The organism is Salinisphaera aquimarina, from assembly GCF_042643355.1.
GTDB lineage: Bacteria > Pseudomonadota > Gammaproteobacteria > Nevskiales > Salinisphaeraceae > Salinisphaera > Salinisphaera aquimarina.
Map to the genome: position 1 here is coordinate 863,433 of NZ_JBHRSS010000003.1, position 19,944 is coordinate 883,376.

21 protein-coding genes and 1 pseudogene are annotated in these 19,944 nt (G+C 65.3%); 11 read left to right on the forward strand and 11 right to left on the reverse strand.

Features of this window, described 5'->3' with window-relative positions; translation table 11 throughout:
- Positions 1–64 precede the first annotated feature (64 nt).
- Both ACFOSU_RS07450 and ACFOSU_RS07455 read right to left on the reverse strand, forming a co-directional pair.
- On the reverse strand, positions 65–505 hold the full coding sequence (locus ACFOSU_RS07450) for an acyl-CoA thioesterase (protein WP_380688027.1): 441 nt from the start codon (positions 503–505) through the stop codon (positions 65–67).
- Between the two features lie 166 nt (positions 506–671).
- Complete coding sequence (locus ACFOSU_RS07455; protein ID WP_380688029.1) at positions 672–1,892, reverse strand: patatin-like phospholipase family protein; 1,221 nt, start codon at positions 1,890–1,892, stop codon at positions 672–674.
- Positions 1,893–2,117: 225 nt separating this feature from the next.
- On the opposite strand from ACFOSU_RS07455, the gene ACFOSU_RS07460 reads away from it, so the two are divergent.
- Positions 2,118–2,303: a hypothetical protein gene (locus ACFOSU_RS07460; RefSeq protein ID WP_380688031.1), complete on the forward strand. Its 186-nt coding sequence runs from the start codon at positions 2,118–2,120 to the stop codon at positions 2,301–2,303.
- Between the two features lie 39 nt (positions 2,304–2,342).
- Positions 2,343–2,825 (forward strand): nucleoside deaminase, encoded by a 483-nt coding sequence (locus tag ACFOSU_RS07465; RefSeq protein WP_380688033.1) that lies wholly within the window; start codon positions 2,343–2,345, stop codon positions 2,823–2,825.
- A gap of 63 nt (positions 2,826–2,888) precedes the next feature.
- Here the strand turns inward: ACFOSU_RS07465 and ACFOSU_RS07470 are convergent, their stop codons facing one another.
- Entirely contained in the window at positions 2,889–3,554 is a 666-nt protein-coding gene (locus tag ACFOSU_RS07470) for a class I SAM-dependent methyltransferase (protein WP_380688035.1), read from the reverse strand.
- Between the two features lie 292 nt (positions 3,555–3,846).
- Positions 3,847–4,644, reverse strand: coding sequence for an SDR family NAD(P)-dependent oxidoreductase (locus ACFOSU_RS07475; protein WP_380688037.1), 798 nt, complete (start codon positions 4,642–4,644; stop codon positions 3,847–3,849).
- Between the two features lie 168 nt (positions 4,645–4,812).
- On the opposite strand from ACFOSU_RS07475, the gene ACFOSU_RS07480 reads away from it, so the two are divergent.
- The 5 genes from ACFOSU_RS07480 to ACFOSU_RS07500 all read left to right on the forward strand — a co-directional run bounded on the left by ACFOSU_RS07480 (position 4,813) and on the right by ACFOSU_RS07500 (position 9,259).
- Complete coding sequence (locus tag ACFOSU_RS07480; RefSeq protein ID WP_380688039.1) at positions 4,813–6,039, forward strand: Nramp family divalent metal transporter; 1,227 nt, start codon at positions 4,813–4,815, stop codon at positions 6,037–6,039.
- A 244-nt stretch (positions 6,040–6,283) separates the two neighbouring features.
- Positions 6,284–6,907: a LysE family translocator gene (locus ACFOSU_RS07485; protein ID WP_380688041.1), complete on the forward strand. Its 624-nt coding sequence runs from the start codon at positions 6,284–6,286 to the stop codon at positions 6,905–6,907.
- Positions 6,908–7,213: 306 nt separating this feature from the next.
- Positions 7,214–7,627, forward strand: coding sequence for a MarR family winged helix-turn-helix transcriptional regulator (locus ACFOSU_RS07490; protein WP_380688043.1), 414 nt, complete (start codon positions 7,214–7,216; stop codon positions 7,625–7,627).
- Positions 7,624–8,856 carry an MFS transporter gene (locus ACFOSU_RS07495; protein WP_380688045.1) on the forward strand — a complete coding sequence of 411 codons (1,233 nt, stop codon included), beginning with the start codon at positions 7,624–7,626 and terminating at the stop codon, positions 8,854–8,856. The genes ACFOSU_RS07490 and ACFOSU_RS07495 overlap by 4 nt, the downstream gene beginning before the upstream one ends.
- 10 nt (positions 8,857–8,866) lie before the next feature.
- Entirely contained in the window at positions 8,867–9,259 is a 393-nt protein-coding gene (locus tag ACFOSU_RS07500; RefSeq protein ID WP_380688047.1) for a tautomerase family protein, read from the forward strand.
- Between the two features lie 18 nt (positions 9,260–9,277).
- On the opposite strand, the pseudogene ACFOSU_RS07505 reads toward ACFOSU_RS07500, so the two are convergent.
- From ACFOSU_RS07505 to ACFOSU_RS07530, 6 genes and pseudogenes are all read right to left on the reverse strand, one after another.
- Positions 9,278–9,397, reverse strand: a pseudogene (locus tag ACFOSU_RS07505) (DUF2905 domain-containing protein); the annotation flags it as partial.
- A gap of 208 nt (positions 9,398–9,605) precedes the next feature.
- A complete protein-coding gene (locus ACFOSU_RS07510) occupies positions 9,606–11,930 on the reverse strand; it encodes a xanthine dehydrogenase family protein molybdopterin-binding subunit (protein WP_380688049.1) in 2,325 nt (774 codons plus the stop codon).
- Positions 11,927–12,400 (reverse strand): (2Fe-2S)-binding protein, encoded by a 474-nt coding sequence (locus ACFOSU_RS07515; protein WP_380688051.1) that lies wholly within the window; start codon positions 12,398–12,400, stop codon positions 11,927–11,929. The genes ACFOSU_RS07510 and ACFOSU_RS07515 overlap by 4 nt, the downstream gene beginning before the upstream one ends.
- 554 nt (positions 12,401–12,954) lie before the next feature.
- Positions 12,955–13,155: a DUF2905 domain-containing protein gene (locus ACFOSU_RS07520; protein ID WP_380688053.1), complete on the reverse strand. Its 201-nt coding sequence runs from the start codon at positions 13,153–13,155 to the stop codon at positions 12,955–12,957.
- Between the two features lie 37 nt (positions 13,156–13,192).
- Positions 13,193–13,999 carry an HAD-IIB family hydrolase gene (locus ACFOSU_RS07525; RefSeq protein WP_380688055.1) on the reverse strand — a complete coding sequence of 269 codons (807 nt, stop codon included), beginning with the start codon at positions 13,997–13,999 and terminating at the stop codon, positions 13,193–13,195.
- The gene (locus ACFOSU_RS07530; protein ID WP_380688057.1) at positions 13,992–14,828 is read right to left on the reverse strand and encodes a DeoR/GlpR family DNA-binding transcription regulator; all 837 of its coding nucleotides are present in this window, start codon (positions 14,826–14,828) and stop codon (positions 13,992–13,994) included. Before ACFOSU_RS07530 ends, ACFOSU_RS07525 begins: the two co-directional genes overlap by 8 nt.
- A 191-nt stretch (positions 14,829–15,019) precedes the next feature.
- Between ACFOSU_RS07530 and phnD the strand changes: the two genes are divergently transcribed.
- From phnD to phnE (ACFOSU_RS07550), 4 genes are read left to right on the forward strand one after another with little or no spacing between them, the layout of a single operon-like run.
- On the forward strand, positions 15,020–16,042 hold the full coding sequence (phnD, locus tag ACFOSU_RS07535) for a phosphate/phosphite/phosphonate ABC transporter substrate-binding protein (protein WP_380688059.1): 1,023 nt from the start codon (positions 15,020–15,022) through the stop codon (positions 16,040–16,042).
- Positions 16,043–16,091: 49 nt separating this feature from the next.
- On the forward strand, positions 16,092–16,889 hold the full coding sequence (gene phnC / locus ACFOSU_RS07540; protein ID WP_380688061.1) for a phosphonate ABC transporter ATP-binding protein: 798 nt from the start codon (positions 16,092–16,094) through the stop codon (positions 16,887–16,889).
- Positions 16,886–17,689, forward strand: coding sequence for a phosphonate ABC transporter, permease protein PhnE (phnE, locus tag ACFOSU_RS07545; protein ID WP_380688063.1), 804 nt, complete (start codon positions 16,886–16,888; stop codon positions 17,687–17,689). The genes phnC and phnE (ACFOSU_RS07545) overlap by 4 nt, the downstream gene beginning before the upstream one ends.
- A complete protein-coding gene (phnE, locus tag ACFOSU_RS07550) occupies positions 17,683–18,486 on the forward strand; it encodes a phosphonate ABC transporter, permease protein PhnE (protein WP_380689211.1) in 804 nt (267 codons plus the stop codon). Before phnE (ACFOSU_RS07545) ends, phnE (ACFOSU_RS07550) begins: the two co-directional genes overlap by 7 nt.
- Positions 18,487–18,702: 216 nt before the next feature.
- Here the strand turns inward: phnE (ACFOSU_RS07550) and ACFOSU_RS07555 are convergent, their stop codons facing one another.
- On the reverse strand, positions 18,703–19,938 hold the full coding sequence (locus tag ACFOSU_RS07555; protein WP_380688065.1) for a metal-dependent hydrolase family protein: 1,236 nt from the start codon (positions 19,936–19,938) through the stop codon (positions 18,703–18,705).
- Positions 19,939–19,944 lie beyond the last annotated feature (6 nt).

The following is a 19,944-nucleotide window of genomic DNA, read 5'->3' on the forward strand; positions in this document are numbered from 1 at the left end:
ATCCGCTAGCAATCCCCAATATCCGGCCCTCGGCCGGCGATTGCAAGCGACCGCACGGAATACGTCAGCTGCCGCTGTGATCGATAACCTGGCCGACCGCCCCGTCGCCGAGCGCGGCCCGCAGATCATCCGGCACCGGTGTTTTCTCGAACGGGTCGGTGGTCATCATCACGTAGACCGCTTCGGCCGTGCACAGAACCCGATCGGTTGCCGCGTGCACGATTTCATAGGCCATGGCGAAAGAGGTGAGCCCCACGTGTGGAGAGCTCACGCGCACCTCGATGACTTCATCGAAACGCGCCGGGGCCTGCCATTCGAGAGTCAGCTTGACCACCTGATTGTCGAGCCCGCGTGCGAGCAGGGCAGTATAGTCACGCCCGATCGCACGCATGAACTCGGTCATCGCCAGATCGACGTAGTCGGCGTAGCGGGCGTTGAACACGACCTGCTGGGCATCGCATTCGTTGTAGCGCACGCGGAACCGATAGCGGAATGCGTTCGTCATCACCGCAGACCCCGCGCGCGAGAACGGTGCAACTGATCAATATCTGGCATGAACTCGACCCCTGCTTGTCGTGACTGGCCGCGCACGGCCGGCAGACAGACAGGGTAATGCCTCACGCCGCTTTTCGCGTCGCGATCGTTGCCGGTCGTGCGATGTCGGTGCTGCGTCAGCCGCGCAGAAACGCTTCGATCTCGTCGATGCGGGCCTGCGCATCGCGATAACCGATATCGATCAGCGCGCGGGTATATTCCGGGTCAAACAGCAGATAACTGGTCAGATCGGCGCTGGTCGGGTCGGGCCGGCCGAGGCCGTCCAGCATCAGCCGTACGCCCATCGGCATGCGGTGGGCCAGCGTGCTGGCGATGCCGGCGAAGTCCTCGGAGGGCGAGATCACGAGCGGCTCGATCACGCGCATCGGCTCGCGCACGCTCGATGCCGTCGCTTCGTCCGCCGCGCCGTGGGTATAGGCCTTCACCAACTCGTTCATGCGCAGCAGGTGATCGATATCGGCGTCCAGATGATCGAGAAAGATGGCGTTGAGAAACACGCCACAGATCTGGGCGAGCGGTGGCCGGCGCGGCAGGGCGGCAGTGTCGACGTCCGGCGCGGCGCTCGCCAGCTCCTGTTCGGTCAGCGCATCGGCAGCCTGATGACAGCGGATGCCGATCGCCATCACGCGGTCCGCGCCCAGGCGAATCGCCGGGCTCAGGGGGTTGGTCAGGCGCATGGCGCCGTCGCCGAACCAAGCCATGGTGGCGCCCGTCGACAGCGCGACCGGCGCAAAGATCAGCGGGATCGCGCTGGAGGCACAGACATGGTCCACGCCCAGCGTGGCCGACAGCGCGATACGCCGACTCTTGCGCCAGAGCGGATGGCCGACTGCGCCCTGAATGAAGGTATAGGACTTGCCAGAGTGATAGCCGGCCGCGGTGATCGCCAGGGCATACAAGCGCTGCTGTTCGATGGCACGCGCAATATTGGCCATCGGCAGTTCCCGCGTTAGCAGTTGCCGTAACGGGGTGGCGTCGAGCAAGGCCTGGGCGTGGCTGTCGCCGGTGATACGGCCGAGGGTGAAATCGACGGCGAGCCGGCGCGCGTTGGCCAGCATCGGGCGAACGCCGGTGCGATAGACACGACGCGCGCTGAGCCCGGCCCACAGACCGGCCAGGCGCGAGGTACCGAGACCGAACCGCTCGCTGTACGCCGCCACCGCCGCGCCGTTGATCGCACCGGCCGACGCGCCGGCGATGATCTCGAACGGCATCGGCGCATCAGTAAACGCCTTCAACTCGCCGACGCGCTTGAGTACACCGGCCTGGTAGGCGCCGCGCGAGCCGCCCGCGGTCAGCGCGAGCGCGGTGCGCCCGTTCGACGCGCCCGCACTCATCGAGAGCAGCCGTCGATAGCGGCTCGCCGGTGGATTTGAGCACTGCAACGGGCGTTGTTCATCGGCAGGACCATTCAGGAAGCGGCGGGAGCGCCGGGCGCGATGCGCGGATATCAGATCGTTGCAATATGAATGCCAGTCGTTGCAGGAACCGGCTTTCGGCGCTGCGTTTGCCTGCCGCCCTATTTGCCTTACTGTGGGGTCGGATCACGCGAGGCTGCTGCGATGACTGTGCTTGAAAACTGGTTCGACATCATCGCCGACGGCGGCTGGAACGGCCTGCTGATGGGCGGTTTTCTGGTGCTGTGCGTGATGCTGCTGCTCACCGTCATCACCAACAAATATGCCTGGGGCGTGTTCATCGTGGTTGCCGCCGTTTTGATCGGCGCGCGCTACACCGGCTATATCTGAGCCGCCGCCCGACATCACCGCCTACGAGTCCGACGCGTCATGCCCAACGAACAGGAATATCGCCACCTCAACCGCTGCATCGAGCTGGCCCGCGAGGCCCTGGCGGCCGGCGACGAGCCGTTCGGCTCCGTGCTCGTGGACGGCCGTGGCGATATGCTGGCCGAGGATCGCAACCGCATTGCCGAGGGCGATGCGACCCGGCATCCCGAGTTCGAGCTGGCACGCTGGGCGGCAGCCCACATGAACCCGGCCGAGCGCGCAGCGGCCACGGTGTTCACCTCGGGCGAGCATTGCCCGATGTGCGCGGCCGCCCACGCCTGGGTCGGGCTGGGGCGCATTGTGTATGCCAGTTCGGCCGCACAGCTGATGGATTGGCTCGAGGACATGGGCGTGGAGGCGCCACCGGTTCGGCCGCTGCCGATACAGCAGATCGCACCGGCGGTGCGCGTCGAAGGACCGGTGGCCGGGCTCGACGAACAGGTACGCGCCCTGCATCGCAGCCGGCACGCCGGCCGAGGCTAGGGACAGCGCTTCATAACCTGTTCAACCGGCTCCACAGGACCGCGTTGGATCCTTGCCGGCGCCTCAGGCGTCGTCCAACGGCTCCAGCAGAACCCAGGTCTGGGCGTGCAGGCCCGGCACCAGCTTGATCCGCTTGACGATGCGCAGCCCGGCGGCAGCCACCTCGGACTCGAAGCGCGCCCGCGGGATCATCTTCACCCGCACCTTCTTGCCCTTGAGCCACATCGCCAGGCGCTTGCTCCAGTAGTGCAGGCAGCCGTCGTCGTAATAGGTCATCACGATGCGGCGGCGATTGGCGCCCAGGGTGCGCAGGGCCTGAACGCGCAGTTCACCGTGATGCAGGTGCTGGAACAGACGCACGCACAGCGCCCGGCTGGCCCGATCGGCATCCGCCGGCAGCGGCTTGAGCACGTCCGCCTGCTGGGCATGATCGTGATCCGGACGAAAACCGTCCATCTCCTGATAGAGCTCGACCATGGCTTGCGACTGATCCATCGCGCTCACTTTCATGTCCAGCTGCCGGAGCAGCGGATAGAAACGACCGTAGCCGCAGGGAATATCGACGATATGGCCGTTGCAGCGCGAATACGGCACGTCGAGCAGACGCCGGGCGAGCACCTGCTCGCGCCGTGCCACCATCTTCTGGAAGAAACCACGGTAGCGGCTGTCCTTGTAATGGCGACCGCTGCTCTGCTGGCGGAACGGTTTCGTCGATTCGGCTTGCTGCACGCACAGGCTCATGGTTGAAGAACATGGCTAGCCTAACGTGGCCCGAGCCAGACTGTCCCGGCTAATTTGCGAAACCGCGACCGCTCGCACGATCCGCGCCGTAACAGCAAGCGCGGATCGACCGTATTTTTCTGTTTCACAATATTTTTTCGCAAACGGCTCGGGGACTGGCGCGGCCCGCCACGCAGCAGGTCTGCGCCGCAATCGCTGTCTGAACGCCGAATGATCGCTTTATCCGCGCGAATCCGATCATATTTAATTTTTATGCTACATACAGTCTGATTTCGCCGGGTTAGCTGCTCTCGTTGAACATCGAGATCCGGCCGCCGTCGACCACCAGATCGTGGCAATTGATGAACGAGGCCTCGTCGCTGGCCAGAAAGACCGCCGCATTGGCGATATCCACCGCGTAGCCGGCGCGGGGCTGCGGCGTGGCCTGGGCGAGATTGCCGGTGAGCTTGTCCATCTTGGCCTGGTTTTCCGCGTCCGAAAGCGTGGCCGCACGGGCCGAGCCGCCCCAGAAGATGGGCGTGGCGATCGCGCCCGGGGAGATCGCGTTCACGCGGATGCCGTGCGGCCCGAGTTCGACCCCGGCGATGCGGGTGAAGTGGGCCACTGCCGCCTTGGCGCCGGAATACAGATAGCCGCCCTGGCCCAGCCGATGACCGGCGATGCTGGCGTTGTTGATAATGCTGCCGCCGTGGTCCTTCATCACCCGCGCGGCGTGCTTGATGCCGAATGCCACGCTGCCGGCAAGCAGGCGCATGGTGTGGTCGAAATCGCCTTCGGTAATCGTCTCGGCGGTGCTGCGCTCGCCGGCGCCGGCGTTGTTGAACAGACAGTCGAGCCGGCCGAAACGTTCGATCGTGGCATCGACCAGCGCCTGCATCTCGGCCTCGTGGCTGACGTCGGTGCGCTTGAACACCACGTTGTCGCCCAGCTCCGCGGCCAGGCGTTCGCCGACGTCGACGCTGCGCGCGGCGAGCATCAGACTCGCCCCTTCCTCGGCGAAGCGGCGTGCCGTAGCCTCGCCAATGCCGCTGGTGGCGCCCGTGATGATGGCGATCTTGCCTTGCAATCGTGCGGTCATGGAAATCCCTTGTGTGCATATGGATGTCGTCGCGCATCATAGGCATGGGCAGGCCGCCACGACACCCGACCTTCGGTTATCCGGTGTAGCGCGCGCATCGTCGGCCGAGTGTGCGATGCTCGAATAAACGGCCGCGAGCGGCGTGGTCGGCACTGCGGAGAGACATCGATGCGGCAATGGCTCAAGCGATTCGGCCCCGGCCTGCTGGTGGCGGCCGCGTTCATCGGCCCGGGCACCGTGACCACCGCCAGCGTGGCGGGCGCGGGCACCGGCTATGCGCTGCTCTGGGCGCTGGTGTTCTCGATATTCGCCACTATCGTGCTGCAGGAAATGAGTGCGCGTCTGGGCATCGTCGCGCGCCTGGGTCTGGGCGAGGCGCTGCGCACCACCTTCGACAACCGCCTGCTCACCGCACTCGCCATCCTGCTGGTGATCACCGCGATCGGTTTCGGCACCGCCGCCTTCGAGACCGGCAACATCACCGGCGCGGCACTAGGCCTGACGACCATCGTGGGCCTGCCGACCCAGGTCTGGGCGCTGATCGTCGGCGTCTGTGCGTTCGCCCTGCTGGCGACCGGGCGCTACAAGCTGATCGAACGGGTGCTGGTCGCGCTGGTGCTGACCATGAGCGTGGTGTTCATCGTCACCGCGCTGATGGTGCGGCCGGATATCGGCGCGCTGGTCGCCGGCCTGTTCGCGCCCTCGGTGCCCGCCGGCGCCTGGCTGACCGTGATCGCCCTCGTGGGCACCACGGTCGTCACCTACAACGTCTTTCTGCATTCGGCCGCCGTGCAGGACAAATGGAGCGCCGATGAGCCCACCGGCCGTGCCCTGGGCGAATCCCGCATGGATACGATCGCCTCGATCCTGCTCGGCGGGCTGATAACGCTGGCGATCATGGTGACCGCGGCGGCGGCCTTCTTCGGCCGCGACATCAACATCGAGGACGCCGGCCAGATGGCGCAACAGCTCGAGCCACTGCTTGGCCCCGCGGCCCAGTGGTTCTTCGCCATCGGACTGTTTGCCGCCGGCATGACCAGCGCGGTCACCGCGCCGCTGGCCGCGGCCTATGCCACCACCGGCGCGCTCGGTTGGCCGGCCGATCTGCGCAGCACGCGCTTCCGGCTGGTCTGGGCCATCATCATCATCGTCGGCACGACGTTCGCCCTGTTCGGCCACAGCCCGGTGCAGGCGATCCTCGTGGCCCAGGCCGCCAACGGCGTGCTGCTGCCGTTGATCGCGCTGTTCCTGCTTATCGTGATGAACCGGTCCGACCTGCTCGGCGCGCACCGCAACGGGCCCGTCGGCAACGTGCTGGCCGCGATCGTGCTGCTCGTGGCCACCGGGCTGGGCGGTTACACGCTGCTGGGTGTTTTCGGCCTGGTCAACGGCTGATCGGGACCGGCCGTCGCCGGGCGCTGGGCAGGCGCTGGCCGGGCGCTGGGCAGGCGCTGGCCGGGCGCTGGGCAGGCGCTGGCCGGGCGCTGGGCAGGCGCTGGCCGGGCGTTGGCCGGGCAACAAACGCGCACCGGCGCCGCCCGCGGTTGCAAAACGCGCCCCGAGCCGGCAATTTGCCCGGCTGTTCCCACTGATTGCGCCGCCGCGACATCGCCGGTCGGCCCTGTGCTGCGCATAGACGATGATCAACCTGTCCGTTCTTTCGGTATTCGTGCCCACCTTCTTTCTGGTGTCGCTCACGCCCGGCATGTGCATGACGCTGTCCATGAGTCTGGGCATGACGCTGGGCGTGCGCCGCACGCTCTGGATGATGATCGGCGAGCTGGCCGGCGTGGGCCTGACCGCGGTTTCGGCCGTGGTCGGCGTGGCGACGGTGATGCTGCGCTATCCGGCCGTGTTCGAGATATTCAAATGGGTCGGCGGCGCCTATCTGATCTATCTCGGTGTGCAGATGTGGCGCTCCAGGGGCAGCCTGGCGATGCCGGAAACACAGGGCGAGGCGCCCCGTGCAGCACGCGGGCAACTCGTCGCCCAGGGTTTCGTCACCGCCGTGGCCAACCCCAAGGGCTGGGCCTTCGATATCGCCCTGCTGCCGCCGTTCATCAATCCGGAACAAAGCCTGGCGCCGCAACTGGTGGCGCTGGTCGGCATCATCCTGCTGATCGAACTCATCGCCCTGCTGATCTATGCCGGCGGCGGCAGCACCGCGCGCTTTTTCCTGCGCGACGCCCGCAACGTGCGTCTACTCAACCGCGTGGCCGGCACGCTGATGGTGGGCGTCGGGGTGTGGCTGGCGCTGGGTTAGGGCGCGCCACGGCCCGGCGACCGCGCGCGGCTGAGCCATCAACGCGTGCGCGAATCAGCGGCGATCACGCCGCGTTCAATCGAGATTGCGGTGCGGTCGAAAGCGATTGGGCCCAACGAGAGCTGACGCCCCTATCGTCGCGGTGACGAGCCGCTAACAGCGCGCGAACAAAGGGCGATCTGACTTTCGTCCGCAGCTGTCCACCGCGTTAGCGGATACCAAAGGCGCTGTACGGCCCGCCGCCATGCGCGACTCTCGGCAGGGACGCGCTTGCCTGCAACCAACAAATGCGTGTATATACACGTAATGAAAGATCAAGCCTGTATCTGCACCCACGTTCGCCGCGGCGCGCGGTCGCTCAGCGCGCTCTACGACGAGGCGCTGTCGCCGGCACACATCAACGTGGCCCAGTTTTCACTGCTGCGCTACGTCGAACGGCTCGCCCCGATCGCGGTCTCCGACCTGGCCCGGGCCACGGGCCATGAGCGCAGTACGCTGGCGCGCAGCTTGCACCCGCTGGCCGCCGACGGGCGGATCCTCATCCGGCCCGGGCGCGATCGCCGTCAGCGCGTGGTCACCCTCACCCCGACCGGGCGCGTAACGCTGGACACGGCGCTGCCGTACTGGCGCGAGGCACAGCGGGAAGTCGACACGCGCCTCGGCGGCCGCCAGCGACAGCTATTGTCGTTGTTGGCCGATCTCGAAGGGGTGACACCATGAATTCGCTGGCCGCCCCGCAGCGGGTCTCGCCCTGGGTGATGGTCGCCTGCGGCGCCACGATCGTGACCCTGTCGATGGGCGCGCGCCAGGCGTTCGGGCTGTTCATGCTGCCGATGGCGCACGATATCGTGGTCAATCGCGAGACCTTCGGCCTGGCGATCGCGATCCAGAACCTGCTGTTCGGCCTGGTGCAGCCCTCGGTGGGCGCGGCCGCGGATCGTTATGGCGCCGGTCGCACCATCGTCATCGGCGCGCTGGTCTATGCCGCCGGCCTCGCCCTGACCGCCACCATCGGCACCTCGATGGGCGTCAACCTGACCCTCGGCCTGCTGGTCGGCGTGGCACTGGCCGGCACCACCTTCGTGGTCATCCTTGGCGCGGTCGGCCGCGTCGTGCCGGCGCACCAGCGCGGCAAGGCATTCGGCATCGTCACCGCCGGCGGCTCGATCGGCCAGTTTCTGGTCGTGCCGTTCACCCAGGAAATCATCAACGTCAGCGACTGGCGCACCACCATGCTGGTGCTCGCCGGGATGATGCTGATCATCGTCGCGCTCGCCCGTGGGGTGACCGGCCGGGCCGACCCCCACGCGCTGAATGACGACGGCAGCGTCGGCGAGAGCTCGTGGGCGGCACTCAAACGGGCCTCGAAGCATTCCGGTTTTCTGCTGCTCAACGCGGGTTTTTTTGTCTGCGGCTTTCATATCGCCTTCTTGTCGACCCATCTGCCGGCCTATCTGTCGGACGCCGGTCTGAGCGGCTCCATCGGCGCCGGCGCGCTCGCGCTGATCGGCCTGTTCAATATCTTCGGCTCGTTCTTCTTCGGCTACTGCTCGGATCGCTACAGCAAGAAACACGTGCTGTCGTATCTGTACTTTGCCCGCGCCGTGGTCATCGTGATCTTCCTGCTCGTGCCGCTGTCGGCCACCAGTGCGCTGGTGTTCGCCTCGTCCATCGGTTTTCTGTGGCTGGGCACGGTGCCGCTGACCAGCGGGCTGGTCGGCCAGATCTTCGGCGTTCGCCATCTGTCGCTGCTGTTCGGCGTGGTGTTCATGAGCCACCAGTTCGGCAGCTTCTTCGGCGCCTGGGCGGCCGGCTGGTCGTATCGCGTGACCGGCAGCTACGACGAAGCCTGGATCGCCTCGATCGCGCTCGCCCTGCTCGCGGCGGCCCTGCACTGGCCGATCCGCGACGCGCCGGTCGTGCGCACGCCGCAACCCGTCAACGCCTGAGCCTGGACCCATGCCCTACCTGCAACTCGATGTGAACGATCACTATCCCGCCGAAACCAAGCGCCTGCTCGCAGCCCGCTTGAGCGAGACTTACGCCCAGACCATGTCGATGGACATGCGCCGCATCAGCGTGGCAATCCGGGAACTCGGCGCCGGCGGGCTGTGGCGGATGATCGACGGCGAGCCCGAGCCGGCCTCGATCCTCATGTGCGATATCCGCCAGGGCCGGCCCGCCGAGCTGCGCATGACGCTGGCGAAACAGCTGATAGCGATCTGCGTGGACACACTCGGCTTGCGCGAGGACCGGCTCAACGTCGAATTCACCCAGCACGCGGGCGACGAGATGTATCACCCGACACTGGGCGGATACAGTCCGGAATGGAGTGACGAAGAGGGCAAGTGAGTCGCGAGGAAAGTGCGGCTACCGACCGAACGGCCAGAACACACAGGACACCACCGCACTCACCAATACCATCGCGGCGATCGGAAAATAGAAACCGAAACCGGGCCGCTGGATCACGATATCGCCCGACACATGGCCGAGCGGAAGCCGTCCCGGCCATGGCTAGAGCAGACCGAGCGCGACCGCGATCAAACCAACGACGATTACGTTCGCGACATGGTTGTTCTCTTCAAGCAGCCGATCGCCATCAGCCGTCCTGGCCGTCGCGCTCGGCCCGTGTCGCACTGACGCCGCGCCCGAACGCAGCCGGGAACGTTCACCCGGGCCCGGTTTCGAGCGCGACCGCTCAGGCCATGGCTTTCTTCACTCGATCCGCGCGGAACGGCGTCTGGCGCATGCGCACACCGATGGCGTCGTACAAGGCGTTGCTTACCACCGCTGCGGTCGGGCAGGTCGACGGCTCGCCGCCGCCGGTCATCTTGCGGCCCGGCGTGTCGTTCACGAACACCATCTCGATACTGTCGGGGATTTCGTTGAAGCGCAGAATCGGATAACCGACCCAGTCGCGGCTGGTGATGTGCGCATTGTCGAAGGTGACTTCCTCGTGCAGCGTACGGCTGAGCGACTGGATGATGTTGCCCTCGATCTGGTTCTTCAGCGCATCGGGATTCACCACCAGACCGCAGTCGTGGGCGACAACGACCCGTTTGACCGTGATCTGACCGCTTTCCCGGTCGACGACGATATCGGCAATGGTCGCCACATAGCTGTCATCGCGGTTCACCCAGGCGATGCCGCGGCCGATGGCCTGGCCATCTTTTTCCTCGGCCTTGTCCTGGTTGCTGGCGCGCGTCGTCCAGCCGTATTTTTCCGCGGCCGCCTGCAGCACGCCGATCGCCCGCGCATCCTCGAGATTCTGCAGACGGAACGTGAGCGGGTCGATCTGGCCATCGGCGGCCAGTTCGTCGATGAAGGCTTCCATCGCGAAGGTGGTCTCGAACTGCGCCGGGGAGCGCAGCCAGGCGGTGATCACCCCGACCCGGCCTTCGCCGTGATAGGACACATCGGCGTTCTGGAACGTGTAGGCATAGCTGATCGAGCCACGGCCGGCCCCTTCGTCGCCCACCGGATGACCGATCAGGTCGGCGGCGATGAGATTGGTGTTGCCGGTGGTCGGCACCCACATGTGATGGCGCCAGCCGATGACCTTGCCGTCTTCGTCGATCAGGCCTTCCAGATCCTGCGCGATCGGCGGGCCCTTGGGCTCCCAGCCGTGCTCGTCCCAACGCATCCACTGCACGCGAACCGGTTTGCCGACCGCCCGGGACATGACCGCGGCATCGGCGATCACGTGTTCGAGGCCGTTGCGCCCATAGGCGCCGGACGCACCGTGCCAGTGCACGGTCACCTTGTCCTCGGGCACATCGAGCATCTTGGCCATGTCGCGGCGTGCCTGGTGGGGCATCTGCGTGCCGGCCCAGAAGATGGCGCGCTCGCTGTTCACATCCGCGATGGCGCAGGACGGGCCGATCGAGGCGTGCATCTGAAACGGCGTCTGATAAGTGGCCTTGATGGTCCGGGCCGCGTAATTCGCGGCCATCGAATACGCGCCGTTGGAGGCGACCGACACATCCTTGCCGGAGGTCTTGCGCACGGTATCCCAGACCTTGTCCTGATCGGGCAGCGTGTTCGCGTCGGACCATGTCGCCTGACCGGCTTTGCGGCCCTTCGGATGCAGCGTGGAGCCGAGCCGGCTGGCCGCCTTGATCGCCGCCCACTCGGTCTTGGCGACCACACCCAGGAAATTGCCTTCGCGTACGACCTGCACGAAGCCGGGAATGTCCTTGAGCCCGCTTTCGTCGACGTCAACGAGCTTGGCGCCGACCCCGTACGGGCGCACGACGCGCCCGTGCAGCATGCCGTCGACCTTGATGTCCTGGATATAGCTGTACTGGGCGAACATCTTGCCCGGGATATCCTTGCGCGGCACCGACTTGCCGACGATCGAATAGTGGGTCTGATTCTTGAGCGTCGTGTCGGGCGCAATCTCAAGCCCGAAGCTGTTGCCGCTGGCACCGATCTCCACGTCGAAGCGATGCCCGTCGACCAGTTCACCGTACGATATCTTCTTCGCGGGATCGCCGATAACCGAGACCGAGCCATTCTGGGTGGCCAATTGATGCGCCGGCAGCTTGAAGTGCTTCGCGCCCAGCGACAGCAACGCCTGGCGACCTGCGGCGGCCGCATGGCGGATCTGCGGCCCCGCGTAGGGAATGGTGCGACTGCCGTAGGTCGGGCCCTGATCGATGGTCTTGTCGGTGCTGCCCATGACCACGATCAGCTGATCGACCGGGAAATAGAGTTCCTCCGCGGCGATCTGCGCGAGCGACGTTTCATTGCCGTTGCCGACTTCGACCTTGCCGGTGAACAGCGTCACCGTGTTATCCGGATGCACGGCCAGCCACGCGTCCAGCTGTGCCGCGGCGTTCTTGTTGGTCTTGCCGGTGGCAATGCTTTCGGCGGCCCAGGCCACGCCCGAGCCCATCAGCGAAAAGCCGAGGACGAGACCGCCAGACGCTTTCAGGAAATGACGACGGCTTTGGCCCAGATCGCCGAGCGTTTCGTCCGAGCTGGGCTCGCTCACGGCAGCGGTACTGGAATCGTGTTTCATGCCTTGTCTCCGATTCTGGCGGCGCGTTCGACCGCGCGCACTATCCGCATGTGGGTGCCACAACGACAGAGATTGTTGTTCAATGCCTGCTTGATGTCGTCACGGCTGGGGTTGGGGTTATCGTTGAGAAACGATTTCGCCTGCATAATCATGCCGTTGATGCAGTAACCGCACTGGGCCGCCTGTTCGTCGATGAACGCCTGCTGCAGCGGGTCCGGGTTGTCCGGCGTGCCCAGGCCTTCGAGCGTGGTCACGTGCTGGCCCTCTGCCGCGGTGGCCGGGGTGACACAGGAGCGCACGGCACGGTCACCGAGCAGCACGGTGCAGGCACCGCACTGCGACAGCCCGCAGCCGAATTTCGGCCCCTTCAACCCGAGATTGTCGCGTAATACATACAACAGCATGGCGTCGGGCGCGATGTCGACGGTCTGCTTGTCGCCGTTCACCGTCAGCGTGGTCGATTGCGTCATGGGCTTGTCATCCTTGGCTGTCCAGACGAGCGGCCGCGGTTGAAACGGTATATCGGTGCCACCTGCAGCCGTTTTTACTGTAATCGGCTGTCGTGTCGAACACGACCTGCCCGGCGGCTCGTCCAGTGTGTCGATCCCACCGTGGTCGGCCGGTCGCCCACCACGATAGTTGTTATTTGCACACAATACTAATACGAAAGCCCGTATCCGTTTCAAATCGACCCGGATAGGGGTTCTGCCGGCTGGAGTCGCCGAGTGGAACTATTGGACGGCATGGACCCTGGACGGTGCGGGCGGATACACGGCCGGGCCGGATCAATACAGTCGCGATATGCCGCCCACCTGCCCATGATCTTTCAAGACTCCGGTTGAACCTGGCGACACCCTGCGCGCCATTGATACCACCCGTTTCGATCGAACAGTTGATCAGCCCGTGCCCCGCCGGCCGTCGATGCCCGACACTTCACCGCGCTCAATTCTCTATTCCCGCGATCGAGCACACAGGCGCGGTCGTTGCGGCCGAAGGTCAGCAACAGTTCGCGAAACGCGCGCCTCTATCGTCCGAACAGCCAGCACAGAAACGACACCACCGCGCTCACCAGCACCATCGTCGTGATCGGAAAATAGAAACTGAAACCCGGCCGCTGGATCACGATATCGCCGGGCAGATGGCCGAGCGGCAGCCGCCCCAGCCACGGCCACAACAGACCGACGGCGACGACGATCAGACCGATGATGATCAGCGTTCGCGACATGCTCGTTCTGCCCTCATTCCAATCATTGCAACCCGTGTCAACGCGCAGCCAGCAGGCATTCGACCATTTCCACGAACCCTTCGCCATGGCTGGCGTGACACAGCCAGCGCGGCCGGGCCTGCATCAGTTCCAGATGCGCCGCAATGTTGGCCACGCCCACCGACAGCGGGTAGCGCTCGAACAGCGATTCGTCGTTCGGCGCGTCGCCGATGAACAGCACGCGCCGATTCTGTGCGGCGGCGTCGAGGTCGAAGTCGGACTCGAGCATCCATGCCGCCATGCTGGCCTTGTCGTGATCGCCGAACCAGGCGTTGACGTGGATCGAACTCGCCCGCGCGCGCGCGCCCGTCGCGCGCATGCATTCCATCAACCGAGTCACCGTTGCGCGGGGCAGCGGCGGATTCACGTCCTGGGCATGATCGATCGCCACGTCGGCCAGGCGGTAGGGCTGATCGGCGGCCAGGCGGGCCTGGGGTTCCATTGCCAGCGCGCGTTCGGCGAGTTCCAGCAGGCGATGCTGCTCGTCGCGCAGTTGCTCGCGTGGGCGCACGAAGTGCTGGTCGAGTCCACCGTTCGCTGTCTTGCGAAAACGAAAGGCGCCGCTCTCGCCGATCACCGCCGCGACCGGCCAGGCACGCACGATATGGTCACACCACCCGGCGCAGCCGCCGGTCACCGGCACCAGGGCAATGCCGGCGTGGCGCAGCCGCTCCATGGCCGCGAGCGTGGCCGCAGCGACGCGTCCATGGCGGGTCAAGGTGTCGTCGACGTCGGTCAGCACCACCTCGACATAACGCAGGGCATCGGCATCGGCGTCCCGCAAGCGCTGGATGGCTTCATCCATGATCGGGGCGTGACCGGGACAAACTGGCCGCGGCCGCTGGATCGGTCGTGGATGGGGACTCGTCGGCAACATGAACGGCGACGCCGACCTTGTCGAGTTGCCGGGCCAACGGGCCCTGCGGGGCACGGTCGGTGACGATGCCGTCGAGGTCGTCCAAGGGCGCCACCACTTCCAGCAACCGCGTATCGAACTTGCTGTGGTCCACCAGCAGATAGGCGCGCTCACAGCGCGCAAGCATCGTGCGCTTGACCCACGCCGCCTCGCGATTGACGTCGGAAATGCCGTCCGCGGCGATGCCGCTGGCGCCGATGAAGGCGATGTTGCCGTTGAACCGGGACAGAAAATCGCTGGTATCCTGACCGAACACACCGCCCTCGCGACCGTTGAAGTCGCCGGGGCATACGATGGCCCGCAGGTTTGCACTCGCCAGCGCCGAGGCCACGGGATAGCTGTTGGTGATCACGCGCAGCCGCTCGCCGACCGCGTTCAGGTGCCATGCCAGCTGGCTCGTGGTCGAGCCCGCGTCGATCATCACCACCTGCCCCGCGGATACCAGCTGCGCCGCCGTGGCCGCGATGCGTCGACGCTCTTCAACGGTCGCTTGTTCGCGCTCGCTGATCGAGGGCTGAAACGCCATCGGGCGGGCCACCGCACCGCCATGCGCACGGTCCACCAACCCGGTTTCGCTGAGCGCGTCGATATCACGGCGCACCGTTTCCGTGGTCACCGCAAAACGCTCGGCGAGCGACGTGATGCGCAGATGCGGCGTATAGCGCAGGGCATCCAGGATCTGTGCGCGCCGCTCATCCTTTCGCAGACGGTGGGCCATGCTCTTCTCCCTCGTTCGACCGACGATCTACGACCGCGTCATGCGACCAATGGATAATGTTGAAATAGCCACAAATTCCGTGGCTTTTCCCACATTGTCGCCTATCTTTATTGTAAAGACCAACTGAATTGCCTACGCTCAAGATGACTTCGATTACAAGAAACGCTTGCAAGCCGCAGGGGAGCCACGCCATGACATCGACCAAGCCGCCCATCCACGCACTGATCAGCCACAGCCGCGATCTGCTGTTCGGCATCGGCCTCGTCGCGGCCCTGTTTGCAAGCGCCGCGAACGCTCAGCAATCGAAGTCATGCGAACATCGCGGCGATCTCGCCTCGATCTACTGCGACGCGGACGGCGACCTGGTGGCCGACGCGCCGAGCAATCCCGGTGAACTGCAGGACCCCGACACGCTGGTATTCGCCTATACGCCGGTCGAGGATCCGGCCATCTATGCGGATATCTGGGAACCGTTCATCGAGCATCTGTCCAAGGTCACCGGCAAGGACGTGCGTTTCTTCGCCGTGCAGTCCAACGCCGCGGAAATCGAGGCGATGCGCAGCAACCGTATTCATATCGCCGGCTTTTCCACGGGTCCGACTCCCTTCGCGGTCAATCTGGCCGGCGCCGTGCCCTTCGCCATCATGGGCACCGACGAGGGCGAATTCGGCTATACCCTGCAGGTCTATACCCGCAAGGACAGCGGCATCGATACGCTCAAGGACCTCAAGGGCAAGCGGGTCGCGCATACCTCGCCGACGTCCAACTCCGGCAATCAGGCACCCCGGGCCCTGTTCCCCAAGCAGGGCATCGTGCCCGGCAAGGATTACGAGGTGGTGTATTCCGGCTCCCATGACCAGTCCATGCTGGGCGTGGTCGCGGGCGATTACGACGCCGCACCGGTGGCCTCCGAGGTCGTCGACCGCATGGCCGAGCGCGACCTCTACGACCCGGAAGACGTCAAGATCATCTTTGAGTCCAGCCGTTTTCCGACCACGTCCTACACCTATGCGCACAACCTGAAGCCGGAACTCGTCAAGAAGATCCGCGAGGCCTTCCTCAGCTTCGATTTCAAGGGCACCGCGCTGGGCGAGGAATTCAGCGGTGTGACCCAGTTCGTACCGATCACCTACAAGAAGGACTGGCAGATCATCCGCGATATCCAGGAAGCCAACGGCGTGTCCTATACGCCGCAGGATCTGGACAAGAGCTGAGGCTGTCCCCCGGGCCGACAGGCCCGGGTCGGATCACGGAGTCGAACGCATGCTGCGGATATCACATCTGGTAAAGCGCTATGGCAACAACCCGCCGGTCCTCAAGGATCTGGCGCTGGAGGTGCCCGGCGAATCGGTGACCTCCATCATCGGGGCCTCCGGCGCCGGCAAGAGCACGCTGCTGCGCTGTATCAACCGGCTCGTCGAGCCGACCGCCGGCAGTATCGAGCTCAACGGCGTCGAGATCACCACGCTCAGAAAGCCGGCGCTGCGGCATACGCGTCGTCGTATCGGCATGATCTTCCAGGGGTTCAATCTGGTCGACCGGCTGTCGGTGATGGAAAACGTGCAATGCGGCCGGCTCGGCTATATCCCCTATTGGCGGGCGGCACTGCGGCGCTACCCGCAGGAGGACATCGAGCGCGCCTTTCACCTGATGGAGCGGGTCGGCATCGCGCAGTACGCCAACAAGCGCGCGGATGAGCTCTCCGGCGGCGAGCGCCAGCGCGTGGGCGTGGTACGCGCCCTGATGCAGGACCCGGAAATACTGCTGGCCGACGAACCCACGGCGTCGCTGGATCCGGTGACCTCGCGCCAGATCATGGAGCTGCTGCAGAAGCTCGCGGCCGAGTTCCAGCTGCCGGTGTTGATCAATATCCACAACGTCGGCGAGGCCCGCGAATTCACCGAGCGCATTGTGGGCATGCGCTTCGGCCGTCTGATCTTCGACGGGGCCCCGGCCGATCTCGACCAGGCGGCGATGGACGCGGTCTACAGCGGCACCGCCGAAAACAAGGAAGATACCGGCGACCATGAGCCACGGGCCCGCGCAGCGGTAACGACATGAGCGAGGCCGCGGGCACACCACGCCGCTGGCGCAAGACGCCGTTCATTGCCAATCCGTGGCTGCGCTGGACACTGATGCTGGGGGCGCTGTGCTACGCCGTGTGGGCCTGTTCCACCCTGCCGTTCGACTGGGCGCGCGTCGCCCAGGGCATGGAACGCGCCGGCCGCATCTTCGGCGGCGCCTTTCCACCCAGTTTTGCGCGCTATGAGTTGCTCATGGACGGCTTTCTGGAGAGCCTCAAGATCGCGGTGCTGGCCACGTTGCTGGGGGTCGGTTTGAGCATCCCGATCGCGTTCATGGCCGCCCGCAACATCGCCATCAAACCGATCTACGCGCTGGGCCGGGCGTTGATCGTCATCGCCCGCAGCTTTCACCCGGTAATCGTCGCGATCCTGTTCGTCAAGGCGGTCGGCTTCGGGCCGGTGGCCGGCATTCTCACCCTGACCCTCTATTCGATCGGCTTCGTCGCCAAGATGCTCGCCGAACGCATCGAGGAGATCGACTGGGGTCAGGTCGAGGCCCTGCGCAGCAGCGGTGCCCGCTATATCACGGTGCTGCAATACGCCGTGCTGCCGCAGATCATGCCGCGCCAGATCGGTCTGACCATGTATCAGCTGGACAGCAACCTGCGCGCCTCGGCGGTGGTGGGCATCGTCGGCGCGGGCGGTATCGGATCAACGCTGATGAACGCCTTCGGCCGCTACGACTATGACTTCGCCCTGGCGATCACGCTGGTGATCATCGGCGCGATCCTGATCAGCGAAGCCGTCAGCGGCCGCATGCGGAAGATGATCTGGTGAACGACTCGGTCGCCGATCGCGCCTGGCGGCGCTACAGCTCGAGCCAGCGCTGGTGGCGCCTGGTCGGCCTGCTGGTCGTCGCCGTGGCGGTGAGCTGGTCGGTGGGCACCATCAATATCGTCTGGCCCTGGGTATGGGATGCCCCGAATCAGATCGCCGATCTGTTTTCGCGCATGGTCCCGCCCGACGTCTCGAATCTTCGCACCATCATCCGGGTGCTGATCGAGACGCTCAACATCGCCACCATCGCCACGTTCTTCGCCGTGTTCCTGTCGTTGCCGGTGGCCTATATCTCGGCACAGAACACCACCCCCAACGCCGCCACGCTGTGGCTGGGCCGGTTCATCCTGGTGTCGAGCCGTTCGGTGAACACGCTGATCTGGGCGCTGCTGTTCGTGGCCATCTTCGGCCCCGGCGTGCTCGCCGGCATTGTCGCCATCATGTTCCGTTCGCTGGGGTTTCTCGGCAAGCTCATGGGCGAGGCGATCGAGGAGATCGACCGGCGGCCGGTGGAAGCACTCGAGGCCACCGGTGCATCCCGGGCCAAGGTCATCGTCTATGCCATCGTGCCTCAGGTGGTACCGACCTTCTTCGCGGTCGGCATACTGCGCTGGGACATCAATCTGCGCGAATCGACGGTGCTCGGACTGGTCGGCGCCGGCGGCATCGGCGTGATCCTGCAGAGTGCGATCGACACGCTGGACTGGCGCACCGTGGCCACCATCCTGCTCGCCATTCTGGTGTTGGTCATCGCCGGGGAAGCGCTGGCCGCCTGGCTGCGACGGAAAGTGATCTGACAAGGGCCGCCCGACGTGTCCCGCCAACTCTGTGCGGCACGATCAACCGCCCCGCGTCGAGATCACCGACCAGGCAGCGGTATCTCAGCGACCGCCAGTGTGGCCACCGATGAGGACACGCGGCTCGACGCAGACATCCGGAGCGAGCGTCTCCCACCGCTGACGGCGAAGCAATCGCGCTAAGCCGGCCGCTGTTGTCGAGCGAGCGGAAAGCGGCTATCTGCCCGCCGATTCGTTCTTGTAGATCTCACCGCCCTTCATCACCAGCTTGAGGCATTCGGCGGGTCGCTCGAGGATGGAAAGATCTTCCAGCGGATTGCCGTCGACGAGCAGCATATCGGCCCGCGCCCGTGGCTGGATAACACCCAGTTCACCGGTCTGTTGCAGGATCTCGGCGTTGATGGAAGTCGCCGACTGCAGGATCTCGAACGGCGAAAGCACCTCCGCCCGGATACTGAACTCGCGCAGTTGATGGACCTGCATCTCACCGAGCAGGTCGGTGCCGAAGCCCATCCGCACACCGGCGGATTTCAAGTGTTCCAGTGACGTCACGCCGGCATCGCGTACGACCTTGAGTTTGTCCAGGCTGACCGCCGGAAAACCCTGCGCGCGGCCATAGGTTTCCAGCGCTTCGTAGGTGACCAGCGTGGGCACGACGAACGCCTGCTGCGCGGCCGCGAAAGCCGCGGTGTCGGCATCGATCAGGTTCGCGTGTTCGATCGAGCGCACGCCGTATTCCAGACAGCGCCGAATCGCCTCGGGCGTATAGGCATGGGCCAGCACGTAGCGCCCCCAGGCGTGGGCCTCCCAGACCGCGGCGCGGATCTCTTCTTCCGAGAACTGCAGATTCCAGATCGGGTCGGAGGGCGAGGAGACCCCACCCGAGGCCATGATCTTGATCTGGGTCGCGCCCCGACGCAGTTCCTCCCGCGCCGCCTTGCGGATTTCGGTCACGCCATCGACCACGTGCGAAAGCACCACCCGCGAGGAACCACAGCCACATACACAGCCACCGCTCTCGAGCCCCCGGGAATCGCCGTGGCCGCCGGTCTGGCTCAATGCCTTGCCGGAATAGAACAGGCGCGGGCCGCGGATATAGCCCTGTTCGGTCGCCAGGCCCAGGCCATAGTCGGCACCGGCGGCGTCGCGCACGCTGGTAAAACCGCGTTGCAGCATCGATTCGAGCGAGGCACGGGCAAACTGGCTGAGATAGGACGGCGCCATCGTGTCCACGAGGGCGAGGTTCGCCGTGGCCGCATAGGCATGCACATGGGCATCGATCAGGCCCGGCATCAGCGTCCGACCACGGGCATCGATCACCTCGGCCCCTGCCGTCTTGTCGCCGGCCGCGCCGATATCCTTGATCCGGCCGTCTTCCACAACGACCTGCGAGTCGGCCCGCAGACCATCGTTAAGCCCGTCGAATATATGACAATTGTCGATAATCAGCATGAACTT